We start from the raw sequence: 25936 nt of genomic DNA, 5'->3' as shown, positions 1-25936 counted from the left end.
TCACACTTTCTTTACTATCCAGTATGGAGGAAGCAGCAGAAGGAAGACGTAATCACCATGCGATCGAAGATGGAAGAATTCAGAGTGTGAGTGTGAGTGTGAGTGAATCATCCATGACGGAATTCGTTGCAGGAGGATATATACATGCACTTATCAATGAAGCGAGGAGTACGGAGAACAGAGGGTCCTATGAATCCTACAAAATAAAAGTGAATGGTCTAGAACTAGAAGAAGCGACAATCGAAATGAATTCAAGATACCTTATAGAGTACGAAAGAGATTCAGCAGGGGTTCTTCAGCAGATCTCTTTTTGGAAGGAGGGAATGGCTCCTTGGTAGACAGTCTTTCAAAAATGCTTGCCGCACTGCTTGCTGTACTTTTGCTTTATATATATCCTGCGGCAGAAGCTGCCAATCGACAGGATGAGCTCTCTCAGCTGACCGTATATAATACGGTCACGAACTTTGTTGATGCAGTGAGAACAAAAGGATATATCACTCCCACGATGTATAACCAGTTTCAACAGGAATTATCTCTAACTGGAAATACATATAACACCCAAATTGAACATCTTCATAAAAAATATGTCCCAGCGTATGATGACCCCGCCAATCAGCAGGGTTTTACAGGTGAATTCGATGCGGTTATGGATGGCTATTATAATGAGCAGATTATGCCTGTTTTATATCCGGACAATTTAGTTCCAATTGATGATCCTAGCCGGAAGTATTTTTTGACAAGCGGTGATTCTTTTCGGGTTGAAGTATGGAATACAAACCGCACACCAGGCGCTATTTTTCAGGAGTGGCTTCATTTTGGAACTGAATCTGTGAACAGGGTAACCGCCAATTATGGGGGTATGGTGCTAAATGAGGATTACTGATTATTCCATTCTTTTTGTGATTATCATGTTTCCTTTCTTTTGGGTTTATTCTCTACATGGGACGGATGACCTTATGGTAATGAGGCTTGAGCAGAAGTATAACCAGTCCATTCAGACTGCGGTTCAGGATGCAAGTCAAATGATGCATCAAAACGAGGACCCATCACTTGAAGCAAGTTATGATTCAGTCAAGCTGCTTAAGGTGGATAAAGATCTTCTACTGGAACGATTCATGCAGACTATTTCAATCAATTTCGGACTTGGGAATGACCTTCCTGCGCAGCAGGCTTTTCTTACCTACCTGCCCGCTCTGCTCATTATCGATTATGACGGGTTCTATCTTTATCGCTCGACTGCTTACACGGATATTTCGGGAAATGAGGCAGAAAAGCATCTCTGGACGGAGAAGAAATTGTATGTATATGAAGATGACGATGGCAACCTATTTCGATTTACGCTGGATGATTATGTACACGTATACGCTCAAGGTGCAGATCAATGGATAGATGGTTACCGGAATGAGCTGCAATTTCTAACTTCTGTACCTTTACTGCAAGATGCAGAAAGTTTTGAAAATGTAAGAAGACAGGTCATCGTCAGCACAATTCAAGAGCATCTTGCGAGCGCCATTACCTATCATAATGATCATGTACTCCGTAATGGGAATGCATATCAGTTCACTTTTCCTGCCATTCCACAAGAAGAGTGGTACAACACGATTGATGATGTGGGGGTCATGGCTTTTATCCAGGGAATCCCTGTGGGTGATCAGTATTACAATAATTATGCTTTTGGAAGTGGAAGGTTAGTAAAAAAAGATGTGATCATCGGTGCGATCGATGAATTGACAGGTTCTAAATATTACTATAAAAGTGGTTGTGAGTTTCCCTATAGACCGGTAGAAAGGTTCAACAATGCGAAAGAAGCGGCTGCCTCTGGTTACTATGAGCGAACTTGTTATGAAGGACAAGGCAGTTTCTAGTTTTATTCTCATATATAATCGTAAGAAATTTATGGCGCTTATTCAAACTCCTTGTTTCGGTGGAGCTCTGTCTTGTGCTAAGATACCATATTAGAGTGAAATAGGAACAAGATCATATAGGCATACTGCCTTACAGATAGGAGCCAATCGCAAGATATGAGTTTATTGACTGTTGAAAATGTAAGTCACAATTTTGGAGATCGCACATTATTTAAGAATGTTTCCTTCCGCCTGCTTGCAGGAGAGCGTGTTGGGATTGTAGGGGCGAATGGGGTCGGCAAATCGACACTCATGAATATTTTAACGGGTAAATTGCTGAAAGACAGCGGAAAAGTAGAGTGGACACCAAAAGTTCGTTACGGTTACCTCGACCAACATACGAAACTCACTCCAGGAGAAACAATTCGGGATGTCTTGAAGGATGCCTTTTTACCTTTGCTTGAACTTGAAAAAGAAATGATGGAAATCACGGAACGAATGAGTGATGCCTCGCCAGAGGAACTTGAGCAATTGCTTGAGGAAATGGGTGAAATCCAGGAGCAGCTGGAAATCGGAGACTTCTACCTCATTGATGTAAAAGTGGAAGAAATGGCGAACGGACTTGGTTTATCTGCTATTGGACTTGATCGGGATGTAGCCGCACTAAGCGGAGGACAACGTACGAAGGTACTGCTGGCAAAATTGCTCCTTGAGAAACCGAATGTTCTCCTCTTAGATGAGCCTACTAACTACTTGGATGTAGAGCATATTGAATGGCTTACTCGTTATTTGAACGATTATCCATATGCATTCATGCTTATTTCTCATGATACGGAATTTATGAACAAGGTTGTTAATGTAATCTACCATTTGGAATTTGCGAAGCTTACGCGGTATACAGCGAATTACGAAAAATTTCTTGATATGGCGGATATGAACAAAAACCAGCATATTGAAGCTTATGAGAAGCAGCAAGAGTTTATTAAGAAACAGGAAGACTTTATTCAGCGTAACAAAGCAAGATATTCAACATCAAGCCGTGCAAAAAGCCGCGAGAAACAGCTCGATCGTCTTGAACGCATTGACCGTCCTGAAGAAGCAGCGAAGCCGATTTTTGGATTTAAAGAAACTAGAGCCAGCGGAAAAACGGTATTTGAAGGGATCGATTTTGAAATCGGATATGACCGTCCGCTTCTTCCTAAGATGACGATGACAATTGAGCGCGGAGATAAAATTGCAATCGTCGGCTGTAATGGTGTAGGTAAATCAACCCTGCTAAAGACCATTCTCGGTAAAATTCCGGCATATAGCGGAAAAACCTACCTTGGAGACTTTTTGTTCCCTTCTTATTTTGAACAAGAAGTTCGTCCTGAGAAAATCACACCGATCGATGATGTGTGGAATGAATTCTCTCATCTGAACCAGCATGAAGTGCGTGCTCATCTTGCTCGCTGCGGTCTTAAAAATGAACACATCACAAGACCTCTAAATATGCTTAGTGGTGGAGAACAGGCTAAAGTTCGGCTGTGTAAATTAATGATGCGTGAAACGAACTGGATTTTATTCGATGAGCCTACGAACCACTTAGACGTTGTGGCAAAAGAGGAGCTAAAACGTGCACTCAAAGAATTCAAAGGGACTGTAATTCTCGTATCCCACGAACCTGATTTCTATGAAGATTGGGTAACAAAGACTTGGAATGTGGAGGAATGGTCTCAAAAAGCTTAAGTGTAAGCTAAAGAGTCTTTCTTTTACATATTTTCTCATCTGTGTTAAAATGAGTACCTGAATATAACTTTATATCGACGAATCACTAGGGGGGCCGCTTGCCGGCTGAGATGGATGTACTTCCGGACCCTTTGAACCTGATCTGGTTAGAACCAGCGTAGGGAAGTGGGCTAGCAGACTTGTGCTAGTATGAGTTATGATGTATTGAACAAAGTATATGGCTAAGTTGATGTTAAAGGCGAAGGGACTTTCCTTCCTTCTGGCTTTATATATCACTTTAGTAAATGCTCATTTTCAATTCCGCCTAACCAAACCACTCCTTACGAGGAGTGGTTTTTTTGCGTCACTGCAAATGTTATCAGTAATGGCAACCTCATACAAAATGCGTGTAGTAAATTACTAGATGAAAAAGCGTTGGGATATGAGCTCATAGGGAAAGTGGAAGGAGGACCAAATTGCCTGAAAAATGGATAGAGTTCCATGTGATTTCCTCGCCACTGAAGAATCATGACTTAGAACGAAGCTGTTTCCCGGAGATTTGGCCGTATGTAACTTCATTACATCTTCGTAAGAAGGAAAGTACTTATGAAGAAATGGAGAAGCTCGTACTTCGGTTGCGAGAGCTAAAGATACCTGCGAATAAGTTGACCCTTAACCGTCAACCCAAACTTGCACTTACATACCAAACAGGAGCTCTTCATATGGGAATACAAGAAGCAGGTCTCCCTTTGAAAACATCATTTTACAGAGAAGAAAGTGGGGATGCAGTTACAGCTATACGAGCTTTAAGATGGGGCATTTCTGTCCATTCTTTACAAGAAGCAAAGATCGCGGAAGAACAGGGAGCAGATTATATTTTTTACGGGCATATGTACCCTTCTCATAGTAAACCTGGTATGCCCCCAAAAACACTTTCTTCCCTTCAAGAGATTTGTGATGTGGTTAACCTGCCTGTTATTGCTATTGGTGGAATTACACCCTCGCGAGTCGAAGAACTGATGCACTCAGGTGCAAGTGGAATCGCCGTAATCTCAGGAGTACTGCATTCAGATGATCCGCTGGATGCTGTCTATGCGTTTAGAAAAGAATTAGCTAAGTATGGAGATATCAAGGAGTAGGGAATGGAGGGTGAATAGATGCCTGTGAAAAGAGTGGATAAAGAAAGTAAACGAAATTCGGAAGTGCTTGTTATCGGAGGCGGTGTCATCGGATCTGCTATAGCCTACTATCTGTCATGTGATGGAATGGAGGTAACCCAGCTCGAAGGTGTGCATCAGGCAAATGGCGCTTCTGGTCATGCGGCGGGTATGCTTGCAGCCGGGCTTGAGCATTTTTCATCAGAGGAGCTTAGGAGATGGGCTCAGCGCAGCCAGCAGCTTATGGGACCATTGATTGATGAATTGAAGCTGCACAGTGAAATTAACGTAGGTATGAATGACTCAGGCTTTGTTGTCCCCTTTATAAAGGATAGGAAACCTGAAGAAGAATTCTCAGAAACCATAGAGCGGGCAAAGCAGAAACACTGGTGGAACAAGAGCAAACTTCAAGCTGAAATCCCCTGTATCACTCGGAATGCAGAAGGTGCTTTATTTTATCCAAAAGAACTTCAACTGTTACCAGCCGAGCTAACCAAAGCCTATATCAAAGGTGCTCAGAAAAATGGAGCTGCTTTTATCGATCACTGCTCCGTTACAAGGCTGTTACTCGAAAATGGCCGTGTTACCGGAGCAGAGACAAATCAAGGCACTTATACAGCAGATAAAGTAGTGATTGCGGCAGGACTTGGCAGTGATGCAATCTTAAGGTCGATAGGTATTCAGCTGAATACCTATCCTGTTAAAGGCGAAATGGTAGCTCTATCAATGCTGTCAACGAATAGTGAAACCTTACGTTACACGATCTATACGCCTGATGTTTACATTGTTCCAAAACCAAATCAGGAAATTTGGATCGGTGCGACGAGTATTCCCTACGGGAATGATCATAAGGTAAGTGCCTCTGGACTGAATACCCTTTTACATAGAGCAGCAGGCTTGGTTCCTGGCATAGGTGAAGCCTCTTTTATTCGTACATGGGCAGGTCTTAGACCACAAACCGTAGATGGATTACCTTACATTGGTGCTTATTCTGAAGTTCAAGGCTTGTATCTTGCTGTAGGTCATTATCGCAATGGGGTCTTACATAGTGCAGTCACAGGAGAGACGATGAGCCGCTTGTTATCGGGAGAAACGGAAGATGAGATCGGTATTAGGTCCTTTTCAGCAAGCCGGATTATAAAGGAGAGGAGGGGAATGTATTGTTGTTAAGAGTAAATGGACAACACATGCATATAGAAGAGGATCAATTAAGTGTCAAAGATTTACTGGAGTCACTAGACCTTGGTGTAAAGACTGTTGTCATTGAATGTAACGAACAGATTTTGACGAAAGATATGCATATTAGCACATTGTTAAAAGATGGAGATCATATCGAAATTGTACATTTCGTAGGAGGGGGATAATGATGTTAACGATAGGTAAATATAATTTTCAATCTCGGCTATTGCTCGGAACAGGTAAATTTGAGAATCTGGATGTACAAGGGAAGGCGGTAGAAGTTTCAGAAACAGAGATTCTTACGTTTGCAGTGCGCAGGCTTAATTTGGATAAGAAAAACGAAGCTCATTTTCTAGACCAGCTTGATCTCACGAAGTATACATTATTGCCTAATACAGCCGGGGCAAAAACCGCCGAGGAAGCTGTACGAATTGCAAGGCTCGCGAAAGCTTCAGGTCTATGTGATATGATAAAGGTGGAAGTCACTCCGGATGAACGAACACTGCTTCCAGACCCATTAGAAACGGTAAAAGCATGCGAAATCTTGCTTGAGGAAGGATTTATCGTCCTTCCCTATATATCGGATGATGTCATTCTTGCCAAAAGACTTGGTATGATGGGTGTCCATGCACTTATGCCTGGAGCGTCACCTATAGGTTCTGGACAAGGCATTAATAACCCAAGAGCACTTGAATTCATTATAGAACAAGCGGCTGTCCCTGTTATCATTGACGCAGGAATACGTTCACCTCGCGATGCGGCGTATGCTATGGAACTAGGTGCGGATGCAGTGCTTCTAAATTCAGCTGTATCTGGCACAGGCAATCCGGTCCTGATGGCAGAAGCGATGAAATATGCAGTCTGGGCAGGAAGGAAAGCTTACGAGTCCGGGATGATTCCCGTAAAACGGTATGCTGCAGCAAGCAGTCCGCTGGAAGGGATGTTTGAGAATTGAACAAAGAAGTTTCTTCTACTCATAAAAACGAAGAAAATATAGAAGGTATGAATCAAGAAAGATACTCAAGACAGGAGCTTTTTGCTCCATTTGGAGTCCTGGGTCAGAAAAAATTAATGGACAGCCATGTGCTTATTATCGGTGCGGGTGCACTAGGCACAGGAATCGCTGAAACGCTGGCAAGAGGCGGCGTAGGTCACCTTACGATCGTGGACCGCGATTATGTAGAGTGGTCTAATCTGCAAAGACAGCAGCTGTATAATGAAGATGATGTGAAGCAGCGACTTCCAAAAGCGGTGGCCGCGAAGAAACGGCTGCAGGCTATTAACTCTGAAATTACCATTGATATTCATGTTATGGATGCAGGGATTGATGAACTAGATGAATTGATCGAAGCTGCAGACTTAGTTATGGATGCGACTGATAATTTTGATACAAGACTCATTATTAACGACCTGGCTGTAAAATATGATACTCCATGGATTTATGGAGGCTGTGTTGGCAGTTACGGAATTACCTATACCTTTATTCCCGGTAGGACTCCGTGTCTGAATTGTCTTCTGGGAGAAGTTCCGCTTGGCGGGGATACATGTGATACTGCTGGAATCTTACCGCAGACGGTACAGATGGTAACGGCGAATCAGACAATGGAAGCCTTTAAGTGGCTGAGTGGAAATGATGATGCAATGCGTAAAAAGTTGTTATCTTTTGATATGTGGCGCAATGAATATACATCGATTGGTGTAGATCGAGCTAAAAATCCTACGTGTCTTTCTTGCGGAACGGATCGCACGTATCCTTATTTAAATGCTGTTAATCACGACAGGTCTGAGGTATTGTGCGGACGGGATACGGTACAAATACGGCCTGCTCGTAAATTAGATTGGGATTTGGAGCAGGTTGCAGAGCGGCTTCGAAGATTGAACCAAGGTAAGGTAGAGAGGAACCCTTTCCTGATTTCTTTTCAGATGGATGCGCAGCGAATGGTTATTTTTAAAGACGGGCGGGTTCTCGTGCACGGTACAAAAGATAAAGCGGCAGCAAAAACGTTATATCATCGTTATTTTGGCTGATTCTTATTAATTAGCATATAGCATTCATTAAAAAAACCATTCACAGTTCAGTGAATGGTTTCATTTTTTTTACAAGTGAAGAGTGAATTATCTGTCATTACTCATCTTTACTTTGAATAACTAAGAGTAATCCTTCTTTCAGGGTTATAGTTCCTGTTTCTTGCAGCAATCGATTACTGATCCCTAGAGATTCACCAATAGAGAGTACAGCATCATGAAGTGGGTACATAAATCCTTCAAGTGTTATTCCGGTAACCTCATTTGACAGAGGGATAAGTGATACATAAGGAAAATCATTTCGCGAAACGACATGTACCGAATCTGTTATGGTTATACGATTATGTCGATTCCAGATTGAACACGAAATGCCGCGCTTCAACACTTTAGACAAAATCTGAATATTAGCAAGTGTATGGTCCAGTCTTGTTCCGATTGCGCCAAAAATAATAATTTCTCGAGGCTCCATTTGTATTGCATATTCTAAAGCCAATTCAGTATCCGATAAATTTTTGTTAATCGGGTCACAACTAACAAATTGTTTGCTGCTCTGCTGTATTTTACGAAGCTGCTCTTCTGTTACCGAATCAAAGTCTCCTGCGGAGAGTTCCGGTGAAATTCCATGCTGAACGAGGAACCATGCCCCATAATCAGCACCAATAACAGTATCTCCCGGCTGTATTTCTTTGATATCCCTTTCTTCGAGTGAGCCTCCCGTAAAAATAATTACTCTTCCTATAGTCATTCTGACACCTTCTTGAATGTGAGTTCATTACTATTCTTGAGTATAAAGGACATTTTCTTGTTGCACAATCTGCCAAAAGTCTTCTACAATGTAAAAAGTGTGTTAATAAAATGACGATAAGGTGAGGTTAGAAGCCGCAGTGGATATGAGTGTTTTTGAAGTATTCAGTATTATAGGAACAATTGCATTTGCAATGTCGGGAGCTTTTGTTGCTATGGAGGAAGATTACGATATCTTAGGCATTGTGGTACTCGGATTGGTAACGGCTTTTGGCGGGGGTGTAATCCGGAACGTTCTTATCGGAGTTCCTGTTACAACGCTCTGGAGTCAGGGCACCTTAATTATGCTTGCACTTATTTCTATTGCGATTGCCTTTATACTGCCTATGCCATGGATTGGACATTGGAAAAAAACAGAGATGTTTTTTGATGCCATTGGGTTATCTGCGTTTGCTATTCAGGGTGCGCTTTATGCTACAAATATGAACCACCCGATCAGCGCGGTTATCGTAGCAGGGGTTCTCACTGGTATTGGCGGTGGTATTATTAGAGATTTGCTCGCAGGACGGAAACCGATGGTCTTAAGGGATGAAATTTATGCGGTGTGGGCAATCATGGCAGGACTTCTTATTGGACTCGGTATGACGAACAGTACAACAAGTCAGCTGATTCTTTTTACAGTAGTTGTTATGCTGAGAATGCTATCTGTGCATTATAAATGGAAGTTGCCTAGAAGATCTCTAAGACCAAGTGAAGAAGTGATATTAGAGGCTGGTGTTAACAACCATCAAACGAAAAGTTTGTAAGGATAGGAGAGAGATATGATACACGTATTGTTTGTCTGTTTAGGTAACATATGCAGATCGCCGATGGCGGAGGCGGTACTGCGGCATAAAATCGCGGCTCGTCAGCTGGACGGTGAAATAGCAGTGGATTCTGCAGGTACAGGGGATTGGCATATCGGCAAACCTCCTCACGAAGGAACAAGTTCCATACTCACTTCCAAAGGAATTAAGTATGAAGGGATAACCGCAAGACAAGTAGGAGAAGAAGACTTCAGCACATTTGATTATATTATTTGCATGGATGATTCAAATGAACTTAATCTTCGCAAACTACGAGGTGCGGAACACGCCAAAATTATTAAGTTTATGGATTTGCTTCCTGATGAGCAGGTTAGAGAAGTACCAGATCCTTATTACACGGGCAATTTTGATGAAGTGTACCGACTTATTGATCTTGGGACAGAAGTATTGTTGAAACAAATAATAGAAGAAAAGTAGCAAGAAAAAGCCGGCTCTGTGAGCCGGCTAATATCACAAGTCTAATGAAAGCGATATCATTAGACTTGTATGGGTTGTTATACCTGTAATCAACCTTTATTTAGGAAGTGGGTCAATGCATCCGGCAATTCATTTTGCCAAAATCCCCATTGGTGCTTACCGTCTTTTTCAGCGTAAGTTACCGCAGCACCTCGATCTTCTAAAAGTTTACGAGTTTTTCGGTTTAGATCTACAAAATCATAAACACCTGTATCGGCTTCGAAATCTCTTTCTTGCAGTCCCACAATCATCCAAATTTCAATCCAGGATAAATCGTTTGCCTCCGCATAGATTTCCTGCGACTCTTCATAAAAAGCACCAGACATACTGATGACTTTGCTAAACAGGTCTGGATACATCAAGGCCAAGTGCAGCGATACACTTCCTCCCAGCGAATCGCCAGCCAGAATACGTTCGTCTTTAGAGTGGCGAACCGGATATTTTGCTTCGATGAACGGAATAACCTCTTCTGCAAAAGCAGAAGTGTACTTATCAAACAGGTTGCCAAAAGGAGCATATTCCTGCGTTCGAACTTTCACATTAACTTCGACGCCGACAATAATAAAAGGTTCGATGCCTTCATCGAGAATAAGGCGGTTTGCCGTTGTCGCGATCCGGCCAAAGTTAAAAAATTCTTCGCCATCCTGACAGTAAACAACCGGATAACTTAATAATTCATTGTAACCAGGCGGGAGATAAATACGAAGATTACGTGTTTCATTCAAAAATGAACTGAACATTTCTTCTTTTAAAATGGTTCTTTTTAAATAGCGAGAATCCGTCATGATTTGTCACCTTTTTCATCTGTTTTTGCATTCATCTAAACAATAAGCTAAGATTAAAGTATGTGCGTACGTTGTACAAGCAATGGTATTAGCATGAAGCTGTTATACCATTTTATAATACCTGTTATACAAACAAAAAAAGACGAAAGTTAAAAAAATCAACGTTTATCTTTGACGTATGTACCAAAACAGGTGTATAATAATTCTATAACAGCGGAACTTGATATTCAAATTTTTTGTTGAGGTGAAGAAAAAAATGAGCAAGGTTCCTTACGAAGTATATACAGAGGAAGTAGAAGCTCTTACTGTATTGTCTCCAGACGGTGAAATCGTTAACAAAGAGATGATGCCAGAGCTTTCCGATGAACAATTGAAAGAAATTATGTACCGTATGGTATTTACACGTACTTGGGATGATCGCGCAGTTAACCTGGGCCGCCAAGGACGTCTTGGATTCTATGCACCAGTATCTGGTCAAGAAGCTTCCATGATCGGTAGTGAGTTTGCACTTGAGAAAGAAGACTATGTAGTACCGGGTTACCGTGATATTCCACAGCTCGTATGGCACGGACTTCCACTTTATCAAGCTTTCTTGTATTCCCGTGGACACCAACATGGTGGTCAAATTCCAGAAGGCGTAAACGTAATGATGCCGCAAATCATCATTGGTGCACAAATTCTGCATGCAATGGGTATTGCAATGGGCTTCAAATTGAAAAATCAAAAAAATGTTGCGATCACTTATACAGGTGATGGCGGTTCTTCTGAAGGTGACTTCTACGAAGGTCTTAACTATGCAGGTCGTTTTAAACTGCCAGTTATTTTCTTTGTACAAAATAATGGTTATGCCATTACAACACCTTTTGCAAAACAAACAGCTGCTATGTCTATCGCACATAAAGCAGTTGCAGCAGGTATCAAAGGCATTCAAGTTGATGGAATGGACGTTTTCGCAGTAATCGCCGCTGTTAGAGAAGCTGCAAAACGTGCTCGCAACGGAGAAGGCGCAACTTTGATCGAAGCTTTGACATATCGTTACCGTCCACACTCCTTGTCTGATGATGCTACGAAATATCGTACAAAAGACGAAGAAGGTCAGTGGAATGAAAAAGATCCAATCAATCGTCTTGCTAAATACCTTGAGAAAAAAGGTCTTTGGACTGAAGAAGATACAGCTCGCGTGAAAGATGAAGCGAAAGCGAAAGTGAACGAAGAAATCAAACGCGCTGAGAAAACAGAAAAAATGACAATCTCTGGTCTGATCGACAGTATGTTCGAACAAACACCAAAACATATGGAAGAACAAAAAGCAGATTTCGAATAATTTCGAAATTCGGTAAAGGCTTTTAAAATAAAGTGTTTGCCACAGAATTTGTGGCTGAACCCTGATCCTTGTAACTGCTTGTACATATCAAGCTGGCAAAGGTCGCTGGGTGGTCATAGGAACTGTTAAATGTTTAAGGAGGAAATAAAGCAATGGCACAAATGAACATGAAAGAAGCGATTCGCGATGCAATGCGCGTAGAGCTCAAACGCGACCCAAATGTCCTGGTTTTTGGTGAAGACGTGGGTAATGTCGGCGGTGTATTCCGTGCGACGGAAGGTCTTCAAAAAGAATTTGGCGAAGAACGTGTATTCGATACACCGCTTGCTGAGTCTGCGATCGGCGGTCTTGCAGTAGGTCTAGGTGTTACAGGTTTCCGTCCTGTTGCTGAAATTCAATTTGTAGGATTTATCTTTGAGGCACTTGACCAAATTGCGGTTCAAGCTGCACGTATGCGTTTCCGTTCAGGCGGTCGTTACAACTCCCCAATCGTGTTCCGTACACCTTTTGGCGGCGGCGTAAAAGCAGCTGAACTTCATACAGATTCTCTGGAAGGTTTGCTTACGCAAACTCCGGGTATTAAAGTAGTAGTCCCATCTAACCCTTATGATGCAAAAGGTCTTTTGATCGCATCTATTCGTGATAACGATCCTGTATTCTTTATGGAACACTTGAACCTATACCATGCGTTCCGTGCTGAAGTACCTGAAGAAGATTACGTGGTTGAGCTTGGTAAAGCGAATGTGGTTCGCGAAGGTTCTGATGTAACCATTATTACCTACGGTATGATGGTTCATACTTCAGTGAAAGCTGCAGAAGAACTGGAAAAAACAAAAGGTATTAAAGTAGAAGTTATCGATCTGCGTACAATCAGCCCAATCGATATCGACACAATCTTGGCATCTGTTAAGAAAACAAACCGCGCAATCGTGGTTCAAGAAGCTCAGAAGAGTTCTGGCGTAGCTGCTGAAGTCATTGCACAAATCAATGAAAAAGCAATTCTACACTTGGAAGCTCCTGTTCTTCGTGTTGCGGGTCCAGATACAGTATATCCATTTGCGCAAATCGAAGACGCTTGGCTTCCTACACCTAATCGCATCATTGCAGCTGTGAACAAAGTACTCGAATTTTAATTAGGTATTTAAACTAGGGAGGTAATACAAGTGGCAAAATTTAATTATAAATTCCCTGAACTTGGGGAAGGTCTTCACGAAGGCGAAATCATCAAAATGCACATCAAACCAGGTGATAAAGTTACTGACGACGATATCATCATGGAAGTTCAAAACGACAAGGCAGTCGTAGAAGTACCTTGCCCTGTTAACGGTACAGTTCAAGAAGTATTCGCAAAAGATGGCGATATCTTTAACGTTGGCGCAATTGTAGCGGTAATTGATGCTGAAGGCGAAATTCCTGAACAAGACGAAGAAGAAGCTTCCCAAGAAGCAAATGCTGCACAAGGCGGAGCAGACACTACTGATTCCCCTGCACAAAGCAGCCCAAGCGAAGCAAAAGAAGGCGGAGAGCAAGGCGTTTCCACAGCTTCCAGCAAAGAAGTTTTGGCAACACCTAGCGTTCGTAAATTTGCGCGTGAGCAAGGTGTGGACATCTCTGAAGTTACGGGAACTGGCAACAACGGTAAAGTAACAAAAGAAGATGTAGAAGCATTCAAAAATGGCGGCGGTAAAGCAGCAGCAGCTACTCCTGCAAAAGAAGACGCAGCACCAGCAAGTGCACCTGCAGCAAGCGCTGGCGTTAGCACTCGTGCAGAAGAAGAGCGTGTACCATTCAAAGGTATCCGTAAAGCAATTTCTAATGCAATGGTTAAATCTGCGTACACAGCACCTCACGTTACAATCATGGACGAAGTAGATGTAACTGAACTTGTTGCATTCCGTACTCGCATGAAACCAATCGCTGAGAAAAAAGGTACAAAAGTAACTTACTTGCCATTTATCGTAAAAGCACTCGTTGCAGCAACTCGTGAGTTCCCTGTAATGAACGCAATGATCGATGAGCAAACGAATGAAATTGTATACAAAAAATACTACAACATCGGTATCGCTACTGATACAGACAACGGACTAATTGTTCCGGTAATTCATGATGCAGATCGTAAGAGCATCTGGATGATCGCTGACAGCATTCGTGACCTAGCAGCACGTGGTCGTGACGGTAAATTGTCTGCTAACGAAATGAAAGGCAGCACAATTTCGATCTCTAACATCGGTTCTGCTGGCGGTATGTTCTTCACTCCGATCATCAACTTCCCAGAAGTTGCAATTCTCGGAACTGGACGTATTAGTGAAAAAGCAATCATCAAAGATGGTCAAGTAGTTGCAGCTCCAGTAATGGCACTGTCCCTAAGCTTCGACCACCGTATCATCGATGGTGCTACAGCTCAAAACTTTATGAACTACATTAAATCCCTGCTCGCTAATCCCGAGCTGTTGGTAATGGAGGTATAATAATATGGTAGTAGGCGACGCTTCTCTCGATATTGACACTCTAGTCATTGGTGCAGGCCCTGGTGGTTATGTAGCAGCAATTCGTGCGGCTCAGCTTGGTCAACAAGTTTTGATCGTTGATAAATCAGAACTCGGCGGCGTATGTTTGAACCGTGGTTGTATTCCTTCCAAAGCATTGATCTCAGCAGCTCATGCTTTTGAAAATGCAAAACATGCTGATCAATTCGGCGTAACTGCAGAAAACGTAAAAGTGGACTTTGCAAAAACTCAAGAATTCAAAAACGGTGTTGTTAAAAAGATGACTGGCGGCGTTAGCGCTCTTCTTAAAGGCAACAAAGTGGAAGTATTCAACGGTGAGTGCATGTTCATTAATGAAAACGAAGCGCGTGTATTCAACGATCATGAATCTCCGCGTTACCGTTTCAAAAATGCAATTATTGCTACAGGTTCCCGTCCAATTGAACTTAAACCATTCCCATTTGGCGGTCGCATTCTGTCTTCTACAGAAGCTTTGAACCTGCAAGAAGTACCAGCTAGCATGATCGTTATCGGCGGCGGCTACATTGGTGCTGAGCTTGGTCAAATGTACTCCAAATTCGGAACGAAAGTAACCATCATCGAAGGTATGGATACTGTACTTCCTGGATTTGATAAAGACATGACGAACCTTGTTGCGAAAAACATGAAGAAAACAGGCATCGAAATCGTAACAAATGCAAAAGCAGAATCTGCTGAGCAAACCGATAAAGATGTAACTGTTAAATATAGCGTTAACGGCGAAAGCAAAGAAGTTACTGCAGAATATCTGCTTGTAACGGTTGGACGTCGTCCTAACACAGATGGTGAGCTTGGTCTTGACCTGATCGGTGTTGAAACTGACGAGCGCGGTTTTGTTAAAGTTGATAACCAAGGCCGCACAAACCACAAACACATCTTCGCAATTGGTGATATCGTAGCAGGTCTTGCACTTGCACATAAAGCTTCTTACGAAGGTAAAGTAGCAGCTGAAGCGATTGCTGGAATGCCTTCCGTAGTGGATTACAAAGTAATGCCAGCGGTAGTATTTACAGATCCTGAATGCTCTAGCGTTGGTTATACTGAAAAAGAAGCAAAAGAAAAAGGATATAAAGTTAAATCCGGTAAATTTTCTTATGCAGGTAACGGTCGTGCCGTTTCCCTGGGACATCCTGAAGGTTTCGTGAAGCTTGTTGCTGAAGAAGACACAGGAATCGTACTGGGCGGACAAATCGTGGGTCTGGAAGCTTCGAACTTGATCGCTGAAATCGGTCTTGCTATCGAAATGGGTGCTACCCTTGAAGATATCGCATTGACTATTCATGCGCATCCAACACTTGGTGAAATCGTGATGGAAGCATCCGAAGTGGTTCTGGGTCATCCAATCCACACAATGGTTCGCTAATCTCTTACGAGTTTAAGGAATTCATTTAAACAGCATAGTTTGTTTTGGAGGCAAGAGGCGGTCATTCGTCTTCTTTGCCTCTTTTTTTTGCTGAATCGGAAGTGGTAAACTGTGATAATATGAAGAAGTAATCATTATGTTTTAGAGCAATAACGAACAAGGTTATAAAGGAAAGGGGTTCGTCTTAAAGTGAAAGTCTATCAAGAACTGCTTCAAGATATTTTGGAAAACGGTGTAAAAAAAGAAGATCGTACGGGTACAGGAACGATTTCTGTGTTTGGACGACAATTGAGATTTGACCTATCAAAAGGGTTTCCGCTCGTTACAACGAAACGTATACATTTAAAATCCGTCGTTCACGAACTGTTATGGTTCTTAAGCGGTGAGACAAATATTAAATACTTAAAAGATAATGGTGTACGTATTTGGGATGAATGGGCAGATGAGAACGGTGACTTGGGACCCGTCTACGGTTCGCAATGGAGATCGTGGAAAACACCTGAGGGCACATTTATTGATCAAATCTCGAATGTTATTGATTCCATTAAAAATAATCCCGATTCACGGCGGCATATTGTCAGCGCATGGAATGTAGCAGAGATCGATAATATGAAACTGCCACCCTGTCACTTTGTATTCCAATTTTACGTCGCTGGAGGCAAGCTGTCCTGTATGCTGACGATGCGCTCTGTAGATACATTCCTAGGGTTGCCTTTTAATATTGCAAGCTATGCATTATTAACACATATGGTAGCTCAGCAGTGTGGTTTAGAGCCGGGTGATTTTGTGTGGTCCGGTGGAGATGTGCACATTTACATGAACCACTTGGAGCAGGTAGAGACCCTTTTAGCACGCGAACCCTATGATCTGCCTAATCTCGTAATCAACCGGAAGCCGGAGTCTATTTTTGATTATAAATATGAGGATTTTGAATTTGTAGATTATAAATATCATCCAACGATTAAAGCGCCGGTTTCTGTATAAATTCTATTATTTATGGAGGTGAGCTAATGAGCATTAGCATGATCTGGGCCATGGGCAACAACGGAGTAATTGGAAAAGATAACGGCATGCCTTGGCGACTGCCTAAGGATATGGCTTTTTTTAAGGAACAAACAACAGGTCACACCGTCATCATGGGACGAAAAACATGGGAATCCTTTAATGGCAAACCGCTTCCTAACCGTAAGAATGTGATTCTCACTCGCAAAGAACAAATCTTTGATGGAGCAGATATGATCCATTCTGTAGAGGAAGGGGTAGAAATGGCGAAAGAACAGTCGCTTTTTGTCATCGGAGGAGCAACCGTATATAAGGCTTTTATGCCATATGCTGATCGATTGATCGTTACCAAAATTAATGAGACCTTCGACGGTGATACATTTATGGATGAAGTGGACTTGGAACAGTGGGAGTTAGTTAAAGAGATCCCCGGAGAAAAAGATGAGAGAAATCCATATGATTATGCCTTCCAATTCTATGAGAGACGGTCTTAATCTTGGTCTTTAGAAGTTCCTAGCATTGTAGAGACGTAAATTCCCCATTTTATTTTGTGTTTGCCTTCATAAAAACTATCTATCATGTTATGTAATCAATATGCAGAATAATACAAATTATTATTCTCAAAATCCATTTAATATTTGTGATTCTGAATGCTAATATAGTTGAAATATCAGCACCAACAGGAATACTTAAGCCGCTTATGATGTGTCTTTCGTGTGAATGAACCCCGAATGTTGTATAACCTAAAGTACAAATTTTCTTTTTGTGATACAATAATCAAAAAAATGATACATGGACTGTCAACTATAGTGCTATTGTTCGGATTTTAGCATGAATAGCTCGCTAAATGTCGGGCACATGAAAATGGATGGGGGAACGTAACATGTCTACACCAACTGGATTTATGGAATACAAAAGACAAATTCCGGCGGACAGACAGCCTGAGGATCGTATTAAAGATTGGGAAGAGTTCCATAAACATATGTCAGAGGAAGAACTAAGAACACAAGGTGCCCGCTGTATGGATTGCGGAACTCCCTATTGTCATGCTGGTATTGATATGATCGGCGGAACATCCGGTTGTCCGGTTCATAACTTAATTCCTGAGTGGAACAATCTGGTGTATCGTGGATTATGGAGAGAAGCACTTGACAGGTTACACAAAACGAACAATTTCCCTGAATTTACAGGCCGTGTTTGCCCAGCTCCTTGTGAAGGTTCATGTACAGTTGGCCTCATCGGTCAGCCGGTTACGATCAAGACGATTGAAGAGGCAATCATTGAAAAAGGTTTTGAAGAAGGATGGGTAGTTCCAAGTCCTCCTGAGAAACGTACGGATAAACGAATTGCTGTCGTAGGATCGGGGCCCGCTGGACTCGCTGCTGCCGCACAACTTAACAAAGCAGGTCATAACGTTACAGTCTATGAGCGTGCTGACCGTATAGGCGGTCTGTTAACGTACGGTATTCCCAGCATGAAACTGGACAAAGGGGTAGTACAGCGCCGAGTAGATCTGCTTGCGGCAGAAGGAATTACCTTTATAACGAATACAGAGATTGGTGTAGATATTTCATCAGAAGAACTAGTGAATGAGTATGATGCGGTTGTCCTTTGCGGCGGAGCAACCAAACCACGTGAATTCAACATTGAAGGCAGTCAGCTCAGCGGAGTTCACTACGCAATGGATTTTCTGAATGGAACGATCAAAAGTTTGCTCGATACAGGGCTTGAAGATAGAAATTACATTTCGGCAGAAGGCAAAAAAGTGATCGTTATTGGCGGAGGAGATACCGGTTCTGACTGTGTTGCGACTTCGCTGCGTCATGGGGCAAAAAGTGTATCCCAATTTGGTACGCATGAAAAAGCACCGTTAGAACGTGATCCTCTGATGAACCCTTGGCCGCAATTCCCGAATGTATATACACTCGATTATGCTCACGAAGAAGCAAAAGCGCTTTTTGGCAGTGACCCTCGTGAATTCTCGATCATGACCACGAAATTCGTTGGTGATGAGGATGGAAATCTAAAAGAACTTCATACCATTCAAATTCAGCGTATTGTCGATGAGACAGGTCGTAAAATCTATAGACCGATTGAAGGAACTGAAAAAGTATTTGAAGCGGATATGGCGCTCATCGCGATTGGTTTTGATGGGCCAGAGCAAATGATTCCTCAGCAGCTCGGACTTGAAACCGATCGTCGTTCGAATGTGAAAGCGCGTTATGGCAAATACAACACGAATGTAGATAAGGTATTTGCAGCCGGTGATATGAGACGTGGCCAAAGCCTCGTCGTATGGGCAATTAATGAAGGACGCGAAGCGGCTCGAGAAGTGGATAAATATTTGATGGGTTCTACAGTACTTGCATAAGAAAAAACGAAAATTAATTCAAGCTCGCATTAGTTTTCACATCCACTGAAACGATAATTTTGTAACTTTTATAGACAAACTTAATGAAGAGAGTCTCTTAGAGAAGCTTAGATTCCTGAGAGGCTCTTTTTTATACAATTGAAAGATTGGCCTAATCCAGCAGCTTTATACGATAGCTTACGAAACCACAAAATTTCTGTTATAATGAGGTCTACTTAGAAGCAAGGAGCTTCCGTCATTACTTGAGGGGAGCTCCTTTTCGCTTCGCTAGGGCTACAGGGAGGAACGGACGCATGAAAACGCTGATTATCGCGGAAAAACCGGATATGGGACGCACTATAGCGGCGGTCGTTGAACCGCGTGCCAAAAACAATCGTACGTATCTTGAAGGCGAACAATATATCATAACTTGGGCCATTGGTCATTTACTAGGGCTTGCACAGCCAGAAGCCTATGATAATAAATATAAACGATGGAGTATTGATGATCTGCCGATTATTCCAGACCGATTCAAGATTACACCTAACCCAAGAACAAAAGACCAACTTAAAGTGATTGGCGAGCTTTCGCGCAAAGCGAACTTGATTATTAATGCTTGCGATGCAGGGAGAGAAGGGCAGTATATTTTTGATCTGATCCAGCAGCAATTGAAGCTGAGTCAACCTGTTAAACGATTATGGATATCGGATCTGACTCCGGAGAGTATAAAAAAAGGGTTCGAACAGCTGCATGATGCTTCCGAATTTGAACATTTAACAGAAGCTGCAAGAGCACGCAGTGAAGCAGACTGGCTGATTGGTATGAATGCATCCAGAGCATTTACGACAAGACATAACACACTACTTTCTGTAGGAAGAGTACAAACCCCTGTACTTGCGCTAATCTATGACCGTGAAAAAGAGATAGAAGCTTTCGATTCGCTCACCTATTTTGAGGTTTCTGCTTTATTTGAACAGGAATCTACAGATTATCAGGGCATATGGCAAGGTGAACGCTTAACTTCTGCTGAGAAAGCGCAAGAAATTGCGGATAAAGTGAAGGGCAAAACAGGGAAGATCGCAAAATATGAGGTGAAAAATTCGAAAGAGTATCCTTATAAACTGTATGATCTGACTCTATTACAAAGAGAAGCAAATGCGAAATTTGGATATCCAGCAAAAAAAACACTCGATATTGCACAAGCGTTATACGAAAAACATAAAGTGATTTCTTATCCAAGAACCAATTCAAACTATGTTACGGAACAGAATATAGATGGCATGCAAAAAACATTGCAGTTATTAAAACATACAGCGTATGCCGATTTAGCAGAAAAAGCAAATCCGTCCCTTGTACACAAAGGGAATAAAAGTGTATGCAATCCGCAGAGAGTGGAAGATCACCATGCGATTTTGCCAACGCTGAAGAAGCCAGGAACACTTAGCAAAGATGAAGGACAGATCTATGATTTAATTGTACGCCGGTTCTTATCACACTTTTATCCGCCGGCAGAATATAAACTGCACACCGTATATACCGAAGTAGAAGGTCATACATTTAAGACGAACGTTAAAGAACTGCTTTCGTTAGGTTGGAAAGTGGTGCAGCCTTCGGAAGATAACCAGGCGAAAAAACGCAAGACAAAAAAGGGCGGGGAAGAGGAAGAACCCGAAGAGCTTATTTCGGTCCCTTTTCAAGTAAACCCCGATCTGCCTGTGCAGTGTACAAAGAGTGAGATGAAAGAGAAACAAACGAATCCGCCAAAAAGTTATACAGAAGGTACCTTGCTAAAAGCAATGGAAAGTGCGGGTAAGCAGATAGAGAACGAGGAACTTCGCGATGCGATGAAAGATGCGGGCCTTGGAACCCCAGCAACGCGGGCGGCTACGATTGAACGGCTTAAACAAGTTGGTTATATTACGATGCAAGGCAAGAAGATGCTGGTTACGCAAAAAGGGAAGATGGCCATCGAACTCATTCGAAGTGCAGGTGTCGATCTGTTAGCTTCTCCGGAAATGACAGGACAATGGGAGCGCAGATTGAGTCAGATCTCGAAAGGAGAAGCAGCACAAGATAAATTTATGGAGAACGTGAAGCGGTTTACGATATCCATTATTGAAAAGGTTCGGGTGCAGAAACCAGCTCCAAAAGATGCTTTTGGCGATGAGGATACAGCTGGTAAAGGGAAAAAGGGAGCGGGAACTCGGACGAAGAGTCGGACAAGTTCAGCAGCTGGGCAATCTCGTTCCCAAATGAGTACAAGTCGTTCGCTTCCTTCTATGGGTCGATCAGCAGCCAGTACGAACACCAGTGCAAATACAGGAGCTGCTGCTACCGCACGTACCGCTTTGGGTTCTTGTCCTCGTATGGGATGCGGAGGCCAGATCATAGAAGGACGTAAAGGATATGGTTGCAGCCATTTCAAGCAAGGATGCGGTTTTGTCATATGGAAAGAATACGCTGGAAAACAGATCTCTCAAAAAATGTTGGAATCTTTACTGAGCAAGGGAAAAACGCAGGTGTTATCCTTCAAAGATAGTCGAGGTATTGTTACAAAGGCGAAAATTACACTACATGACCCGGTGACTGGAAAGTTATCACTTGAACGGCAAGAGTAAGTTCATGTAAACAACTATGAATGATAAAAGAAGGACTGACCTTGGAGGAATTCCAGGCAGTCCTTCTTTTATCATTATAAATGAGTTTGCTGCTTAGTATACTCTAAGATAATCTTCGGTACATCAGTAAGGTCTTTGATCGTATAAAGGGAGTGGTTCTCTGGCTTATTCAATTCAATCAGATTGTATTTCCACTCCATATCTTGCTCAATGTATATAGCATGGACACCTGCCGTGAGAGCAGGTTCAATATCTGTGCGAAGAGAGTTGCCAACCATCCACGTATGATTACGATCCATTTGCCCTTCGCTTACAATTTTTTCGAAGGCTTCGATGTTTTTGTGGCGAGTAATATAAATTCGATTTTTGAAGTATTCACCAAGTTTCATCTGATCAATTTTTCGCTGTTGAATCATCTGCTCCCCGCCGGTATATAGATGAAGGGTATGACCTTGATCCAAAAGACACTCTAAAGTTTCAACCATGCCTGGATAAGCCTCAACTTCTTGATCATATACACTCATTCCAAGCTTTTGCAGCTGTGCTTGTTCATTTGTATCAATAGGACGGTTTACTTTTTTAGAAAAATAAACGTAGGTATCAATTAAGGACTGCGGGAAACGATGACTGGCAAAACCATACATCGTAACCCCTGACACATCAATCTCTATCTGCTTTTGCCGGATATCTTCTACGGTAATCTCGTAATCACAGAACCATTCCTGCATCAGTTCAAGAAAATCTCCGAGTGTAAGGTTAAAATACTTATTGCAATGAATGAGCGTGTCATCAAGATCAAATATAATTTGCTGTTTCAAACTGGATTTCATAGAATCTCACTCCTTATTTCTCTAGTGATGTCGATGTTATAACCTGATATAAGATTCCAAATACATGTTCAGTTCCGATAATCCGTCAGGACGCAAACAGTATTTCTCACTTTGCTCTTGACCCAGATGGGTTTGCAAAAGACCGGACACTCGCAGTGACATCAGATGAGGTCTCAAACTGTCTTCTGTTTGTCCAAGTTCCTCTGAAAGTTGTTGTAAGGATTTGGGGTTATTAGAGATATATCGTAAGAGCTGGAGCCGTTCAGAATTTGAAATCGCTTCGGTCAGACGAAGTAAATTAATAGGCGGCTCGTCCTCCCGATGTTCAGGCACATCTACAGGATATTGAATTAATAACATACCTTTATAAAAACAATACATATTAATAGGCCGATTATGAACGGTAGGGAACAGTATGATTTTTTGAAGATCAGGCATCTCCTCGACCATTAACCCAGAAGTAGCATAATCAATCAATTGGTCCGGGCTCATTTTTGTCAGAAGAAGCTCTTTCTCTGAACTGTCTTCCTCAATTAATTTCCGAAGCTCGGGATTCAGATGTTGAAAATAATGCTCATCCCACACTTTAAGCAAAGGTATGTAGTCATCACGAATGCGTAATGTTTCTTCAAGAGTCATATCTGGAAGGATATGATGAACCTGTTTCCACAGTTTGTCGGCGGGTTTTTTGCCGAGTTCTTTAAGGAATGGCTCAACTTCACTCGTTGTCTCTCGTAGTGCGGTCCAGGCATACAAAACATCATAATCGCTAAAGGGCCAGTTAGAAGCTTCTTTTAAAAGGTCACGAACTTCTTCCTTTAGTGTGCTATCTACGGTGTGAATCCATTTAGGCCCGATATCAAGGCTTTGAACCCATCTTCTAGTTACATAGACCATAAAGCTATTTAACAGCTCGTATATGGGAGTAACGTCTATTTTCACCTGATAACCCATCTGTATGAACAGACCTCCTATCACAGGTTTAAGCTTACTATACAAAAACAAAGTATTCATACTATTATCGCTTGTGTTTAGCTGTATTGTCCACTATAATGTTGAATACTTTGTAACCCGTTTCTGAATGAATAAGCATATAATAGAAGATAGTTACAGGTCGTCAGAAATGACGATTTTTTATTTTGTCATGGGAGCATAGGAGGGAAAAAATGTTTTGAGTAAGGCATCTGGGGCAATACGACAGGAAGGTTCTAAGGCGCATTTTATTATTCTCATTGTAGTTATTATTGTAGCTGGTCTAAGTCAAGGATTGCTTTTGCCTGTACTCTCTATTTTTATCGAGCAGATGGGTGTGTCTTCTAGCATAAATGGATTAAATGCTGCAGTCATGTACATAGGTTCTTTTGCAATGACACTGGTAGCTGAGCGGATTTTAGGGGCAGTAGGTTTTAAGAAACTGATCATTTCTGGTCTTATAATCGTTATGATTCCGCTCATGTTGTTTCCACTGATTCCTGATCTCAGACTTTGGTTCTTATTACGGTTTTTAGTTGGGATAGGAGACAGCGCACTCCATTATTCAACTCAGTTATGGGTACTGCTTGTTACTCCGGCAGCTTCCCGGGGCAGAAACATATCGATATACGGAATGTCATATGGAATTGGTTTTAGTATAGGACCCCTGGGAATTAAGCTTCTAGGATATGGACAAGTTGTACCATTTGCTATTCTTTTTTTCTTAATGCTAATCGTTTTGTTATTTGCTCTAAAATTACCCGATACCCGGCCTGAGAAAATAATAAATGAAGGAAGCGGGACGGGGAGATACCGCCGCAGCTTTATGTTAGCCTGGTATGCACTCATTCCAGCATTCTTATATGGGTATATGGAATCGGGCATGAACAGTAATTTCCCTATCTATGGACTTCGCATTGGATTTAGCGAGAGTGATATCTCTACCTTACTTCCTTTTGTAGGGATCGGGGGACTGCTTCTTCAATTACCGCTTGGAGCTTTAAGTGACCGGTTTGGGAGAAAGCGAATTCTTATGATCTCAGGAATCGTAGGCGGACTTTTATTTATGCTGATCCCTGCAGCAGGGACGCAGTTTTGGCCAACCTTATTACTGCTAACGATAGCTGGTGGGCTTGTTGGTTCGTTCTTTTCTCTGGGTCTTGCTTATGCAGCTGATATTCTACCTAAAAGTGTGTTGCCGGCTGCAAACGTGGTGGCTTCTTTTCAGTTTAATATAGGGAGTATTATTGGACCCAATCTCGGAGGAATTATGCTTGGACTGGGTGCTCCGGGCGGCATGTTCTGGCTGCTGGGCGCATGTTATCTCTTGTTTGGAATGGCCGGGTTTTTCTTTAAGCAGAACAAAGTCTAAAGAAAGAACGCTTGTTCGCATGGAAAATCTATTCTATTTCCAATAAACTAAAGATATACATTCTACGGATAAGAGGAGATATAAACGTAAATGATCAGAGTAGAGCAATTGGCAAAGGCCGTTGGTTCAGATAAGATTCCCGTTTTGAAAGAAATTAGCTTTGATCTGCAGCAAGGCGAGTTTATTGGTATTGTCGGTGGAAGCGGAAGCGGTAAAAGTACTTTGTTACGATTGTTAGCTCTTAAAGATAGCTGGGACCGTGGAAAATTCAATGTGCATGGTACAGATATTTTCAAAGCTGGGCATGCTGGTAAAAAGCAAATTAAACGTGAGTGGGCTTATTTAGAGCAGAATCCAGAATTATTTACAAATAAAATAGTGCTCAAAAATGTACTTATCGGAAGATCAGGACAAACACCTTGGTGGCGTATGCTGACAGGTATGGTTCGGTCTGATGATTATATGGGTGCTATGGATATCATCGAGAGTGTCGGGCTTCTAGACAAAGCCCATATGAAAGCAGGACAACTTAGCGGCGGTGAGCGTCAGCGTGTTGCTGTAGCCAGGGCTTTAACCCATGGAGCGCAAGTAATTCTAGCAGATGAACCTGTGATCGGTCTTGATCCGAAATCCGCAGATAGTGTACTTGAAAATTTCAAAAAGCTATGCGAAGAAGAGAATATGACGGTGATTGCCGTGCTGCCCATCGAACTTGCAGAACGTTATGCTACTCGAATATGGGGGCTTTCTGAAGGAAGGCTTGCGTTTGATATTCGTGGCAGACGACTTACATTACATGAGAAAAACAAGATTTAAT

At 42.1% G+C, this 25936-nt stretch carries 25 protein-coding genes and 1 riboswitch; of the genes, 21 read left to right on the top strand and 4 right to left on the bottom strand.

Features of this window, described 5'->3' with window-relative positions; translation table 11 throughout:
- Positions 1 to 86: 86 nt before the first annotated feature.
- The 9 genes from GQY27_RS02510 (at position 87) to GQY27_RS02470 (ending at position 7915) form a co-directional block, all read left to right on the top strand.
- Positions 87 to 338 carry a hypothetical protein gene (locus GQY27_RS02510; protein ID WP_160031919.1) on the top strand — a complete coding sequence of 84 codons (252 nt, stop codon included), beginning with the start codon at positions 87 to 89 and terminating at the stop codon, positions 336 to 338.
- The gene (locus GQY27_RS02505) at positions 332 to 883 is read left to right on the top strand and encodes a hypothetical protein (RefSeq protein WP_160031918.1); all 552 of its coding nucleotides are present in this window, start codon (positions 332 to 334) and stop codon (positions 881 to 883) included. Before GQY27_RS02510 ends, GQY27_RS02505 begins: the two co-directional genes overlap by 7 nt.
- The gene (locus GQY27_RS02500; RefSeq protein WP_160031917.1) at positions 870 to 1865 is read left to right on the top strand and encodes a hypothetical protein; all 996 of its coding nucleotides are present in this window, start codon (positions 870 to 872) and stop codon (positions 1863 to 1865) included. The genes GQY27_RS02505 and GQY27_RS02500 overlap by 14 nt, the downstream gene beginning before the upstream one ends.
- A gap of 156 nt (positions 1866 to 2021) precedes the next feature.
- Entirely contained in the window at positions 2022 to 3572 is a 1551-nt protein-coding gene (locus GQY27_RS02495) for an ABC-F family ATP-binding cassette domain-containing protein (RefSeq protein ID WP_160031916.1), read from the top strand.
- A 77-nt stretch (positions 3573 to 3649) separates the two neighbouring features.
- Positions 3650 to 3753, top strand: a riboswitch (TPP riboswitch).
- Between the two features lie 274 nt (positions 3754 to 4027).
- Complete coding sequence (locus GQY27_RS02490) at positions 4028 to 4690, top strand: DUF561 domain-containing protein (RefSeq protein ID WP_160031915.1); 663 nt, start codon at positions 4028 to 4030, stop codon at positions 4688 to 4690.
- A gap of 18 nt (positions 4691 to 4708) precedes the next feature.
- Positions 4709 to 5878 carry a glycine oxidase ThiO gene (gene thiO, locus GQY27_RS02485; RefSeq protein ID WP_160031914.1) on the top strand — a complete coding sequence of 390 codons (1170 nt, stop codon included), beginning with the start codon at positions 4709 to 4711 and terminating at the stop codon, positions 5876 to 5878.
- A complete protein-coding gene (gene thiS, locus GQY27_RS02480; RefSeq protein WP_160031913.1) occupies positions 5869 to 6072 on the top strand; it encodes a sulfur carrier protein ThiS in 204 nt (67 codons plus the stop codon). Before thiO ends, thiS begins: the two co-directional genes overlap by 10 nt.
- A 2-nt stretch (positions 6073 to 6074) precedes the next feature.
- Complete coding sequence (locus tag GQY27_RS02475; protein ID WP_160032047.1) at positions 6075 to 6842, top strand: thiazole synthase; 768 nt, start codon at positions 6075 to 6077, stop codon at positions 6840 to 6842.
- Positions 6843 to 6889: 47 nt separating this feature from the next.
- A complete protein-coding gene (locus GQY27_RS02470) occupies positions 6890 to 7915 on the top strand; it encodes a ThiF family adenylyltransferase (protein WP_160032046.1) in 1026 nt (341 codons plus the stop codon).
- A 97-nt stretch (positions 7916 to 8012) separates the two neighbouring features.
- Here GQY27_RS02470 and GQY27_RS02465 read toward each other — a convergent pair whose 3' ends face one another.
- Positions 8013 to 8657, bottom strand: a complete 645-nt coding sequence (locus GQY27_RS02465; protein WP_160031912.1) for a thiamine diphosphokinase — start codon at positions 8655 to 8657, stop codon at positions 8013 to 8015.
- 145 nt (positions 8658 to 8802) lie between these two features.
- Between GQY27_RS02465 and GQY27_RS02460 the strand changes: the two genes are divergently transcribed.
- Together GQY27_RS02460 and GQY27_RS02455 are read left to right on the top strand one after the other, a co-directional pair.
- The gene (locus tag GQY27_RS02460; RefSeq protein WP_160031911.1) at positions 8803 to 9462 is read left to right on the top strand and encodes a trimeric intracellular cation channel family protein; all 660 of its coding nucleotides are present in this window, start codon (positions 8803 to 8805) and stop codon (positions 9460 to 9462) included.
- 15 nt (positions 9463 to 9477) lie between these two features.
- On the top strand, positions 9478 to 9939 hold the full coding sequence (locus GQY27_RS02455; RefSeq protein WP_160031910.1) for a low molecular weight protein-tyrosine-phosphatase: 462 nt from the start codon (positions 9478 to 9480) through the stop codon (positions 9937 to 9939).
- An 89-nt stretch (positions 9940 to 10028) separates the two neighbouring features.
- On the opposite strand, the gene GQY27_RS02450 is transcribed toward GQY27_RS02455, so the two are convergent.
- The gene (locus GQY27_RS02450; RefSeq protein ID WP_160031909.1) at positions 10029 to 10763 is read right to left on the bottom strand and encodes an alpha/beta hydrolase; all 735 of its coding nucleotides are present in this window, start codon (positions 10761 to 10763) and stop codon (positions 10029 to 10031) included.
- A gap of 256 nt (positions 10764 to 11019) precedes the next feature.
- On the opposite strand from GQY27_RS02450, the gene pdhA reads away from it, so the two are divergent.
- From pdhA to GQY27_RS02410, 8 genes are all read left to right on the top strand, one after another.
- Positions 11020 to 12087, top strand: a complete 1068-nt coding sequence (pdhA, locus tag GQY27_RS02445; RefSeq protein WP_160031908.1) for a pyruvate dehydrogenase (acetyl-transferring) E1 component subunit alpha — start codon at positions 11020 to 11022, stop codon at positions 12085 to 12087.
- A 152-nt stretch (positions 12088 to 12239) separates the two neighbouring features.
- Complete coding sequence (locus tag GQY27_RS02440) at positions 12240 to 13220, top strand: alpha-ketoacid dehydrogenase subunit beta (RefSeq protein WP_160031907.1); 981 nt, start codon at positions 12240 to 12242, stop codon at positions 13218 to 13220.
- 30 nt (positions 13221 to 13250) lie between these two features.
- On the top strand, positions 13251 to 14555 hold the full coding sequence (locus GQY27_RS02435) for a dihydrolipoamide acetyltransferase family protein (protein WP_160031906.1): 1305 nt from the start codon (positions 13251 to 13253) through the stop codon (positions 14553 to 14555).
- 4 nt (positions 14556 to 14559) lie between these two features.
- A complete protein-coding gene (gene lpdA / locus GQY27_RS02430) occupies positions 14560 to 15975 on the top strand; it encodes a dihydrolipoyl dehydrogenase (protein ID WP_160031905.1) in 1416 nt (471 codons plus the stop codon).
- A gap of 189 nt (positions 15976 to 16164) precedes the next feature.
- Entirely contained in the window at positions 16165 to 16959 is a 795-nt protein-coding gene (locus GQY27_RS02425; protein ID WP_160031904.1) for a thymidylate synthase, read from the top strand.
- Between the two features lie 26 nt (positions 16960 to 16985).
- Positions 16986 to 17471 (top strand): dihydrofolate reductase, encoded by a 486-nt coding sequence (locus GQY27_RS02420; protein WP_160031903.1) that lies wholly within the window; start codon positions 16986 to 16988, stop codon positions 17469 to 17471.
- Between the two features lie 389 nt (positions 17472 to 17860).
- Positions 17861 to 19348, top strand: a complete 1488-nt coding sequence (gltD, locus tag GQY27_RS02415) for a glutamate synthase subunit beta (protein ID WP_160031902.1) — start codon at positions 17861 to 17863, stop codon at positions 19346 to 19348.
- A 293-nt stretch (positions 19349 to 19641) separates the two neighbouring features.
- Positions 19642 to 21945, top strand: a complete 2304-nt coding sequence (locus GQY27_RS02410) for a type IA DNA topoisomerase (RefSeq protein ID WP_160031901.1) — start codon at positions 19642 to 19644, stop codon at positions 21943 to 21945.
- A gap of 74 nt (positions 21946 to 22019) precedes the next feature.
- Here the strand turns inward: GQY27_RS02410 and GQY27_RS02405 are convergent, their stop codons facing one another.
- Both GQY27_RS02405 and GQY27_RS02400 read right to left on the bottom strand, forming a co-directional pair.
- On the bottom strand, positions 22020 to 22775 hold the full coding sequence (locus tag GQY27_RS02405) for an HAD family hydrolase (RefSeq protein ID WP_160031900.1): 756 nt from the start codon (positions 22773 to 22775) through the stop codon (positions 22020 to 22022).
- 36 nt (positions 22776 to 22811) lie between these two features.
- Positions 22812 to 23729 carry a winged helix-turn-helix domain-containing protein gene (locus GQY27_RS02400; RefSeq protein WP_160031899.1) on the bottom strand — a complete coding sequence of 306 codons (918 nt, stop codon included), beginning with the start codon at positions 23727 to 23729 and terminating at the stop codon, positions 22812 to 22814.
- Positions 23730 to 23946: 217 nt separating this feature from the next.
- Between GQY27_RS02400 and GQY27_RS02395 the strand changes: the two genes are divergently transcribed.
- Both GQY27_RS02395 and GQY27_RS02390 read left to right on the top strand, forming a co-directional pair.
- A complete protein-coding gene (locus GQY27_RS02395) occupies positions 23947 to 25119 on the top strand; it encodes an MFS transporter (protein ID WP_236570441.1) in 1173 nt (390 codons plus the stop codon).
- A 90-nt stretch (positions 25120 to 25209) separates the two neighbouring features.
- A complete protein-coding gene (locus GQY27_RS02390) occupies positions 25210 to 25935 on the top strand; it encodes a phosphonate ABC transporter ATP-binding protein (protein ID WP_160031898.1) in 726 nt (241 codons plus the stop codon).
- Position 25936 lies beyond the last annotated feature (1 nt).

The organism is Paenibacillus sp. An7 (assembly GCF_009870785.1).
Taxonomy (GTDB): Bacteria; Bacillota; Bacilli; order Paenibacillales; family Paenibacillaceae; genus Paenibacillus.
This window is presented reverse-complemented; position numbering and strand designations above follow the sequence as displayed.

Excerpts from the sequence above, each read along its gene's own strand:
- GQY27_RS02500 (WP_160031917.1), top strand. The coding sequence starts at position 870 with ATGAGGATTACTGATTATTCCATTCTTTTTGTGATTATCATGTTTCCT.
- GQY27_RS02495 (WP_160031916.1), top strand. The coding sequence starts at position 2,022 with ATGAGTTTATTGACTGTTGAAAATGTAAGTCACAATTTTGGAGATCGC.
- thiO (WP_160031914.1), top strand. The coding sequence starts at position 4,709 with ATGCCTGTGAAAAGAGTGGATAAAGAAAGTAAACGAAATTCGGAAGTG.
- GQY27_RS02475 (WP_160032047.1), top strand. The coding sequence starts at position 6,075 with ATGTTAACGATAGGTAAATATAATTTTCAATCTCGGCTATTGCTCGGA.
- GQY27_RS02470 (WP_160032046.1), top strand. The coding sequence starts at position 6,890 with ATGAATCAAGAAAGATACTCAAGACAGGAGCTTTTTGCTCCATTTGGA.
- GQY27_RS02465 (WP_160031912.1), bottom strand. The coding sequence starts at position 8,657 with ATGACTATAGGAAGAGTAATTATTTTTACGGGAGGCTCACTCGAAGAA.
- GQY27_RS02460 (WP_160031911.1), top strand. The coding sequence starts at position 8,803 with ATGAGTGTTTTTGAAGTATTCAGTATTATAGGAACAATTGCATTTGCA.
- GQY27_RS02455 (WP_160031910.1), top strand. The coding sequence starts at position 9,478 with ATGATACACGTATTGTTTGTCTGTTTAGGTAACATATGCAGATCGCCG.
- GQY27_RS02450 (WP_160031909.1), bottom strand. The coding sequence starts at position 10,763 with ATGACGGATTCTCGCTATTTAAAAAGAACCATTTTAAAAGAAGAAATG.
- pdhA (WP_160031908.1), top strand. The coding sequence starts at position 11,020 with ATGAGCAAGGTTCCTTACGAAGTATATACAGAGGAAGTAGAAGCTCTT.
- GQY27_RS02440 (WP_160031907.1), top strand. The coding sequence starts at position 12,240 with ATGGCACAAATGAACATGAAAGAAGCGATTCGCGATGCAATGCGCGTA.
- lpdA (WP_160031905.1), top strand. The coding sequence starts at position 14,560 with ATGGTAGTAGGCGACGCTTCTCTCGATATTGACACTCTAGTCATTGGT.
- GQY27_RS02420 (WP_160031903.1), top strand. The coding sequence starts at position 16,986 with ATGAGCATTAGCATGATCTGGGCCATGGGCAACAACGGAGTAATTGGA.
- gltD (WP_160031902.1), top strand. The coding sequence starts at position 17,861 with ATGTCTACACCAACTGGATTTATGGAATACAAAAGACAAATTCCGGCG.
- GQY27_RS02410 (WP_160031901.1), top strand. The coding sequence starts at position 19,642 with ATGAAAACGCTGATTATCGCGGAAAAACCGGATATGGGACGCACTATA.
- GQY27_RS02405 (WP_160031900.1), bottom strand. The coding sequence starts at position 22,775 with ATGAAATCCAGTTTGAAACAGCAAATTATATTTGATCTTGATGACACG.
- GQY27_RS02400 (WP_160031899.1), bottom strand. The coding sequence starts at position 23,729 with ATGGGTTATCAGGTGAAAATAGACGTTACTCCCATATACGAGCTGTTA.
- GQY27_RS02390 (WP_160031898.1), top strand. The coding sequence starts at position 25,210 with ATGATCAGAGTAGAGCAATTGGCAAAGGCCGTTGGTTCAGATAAGATT.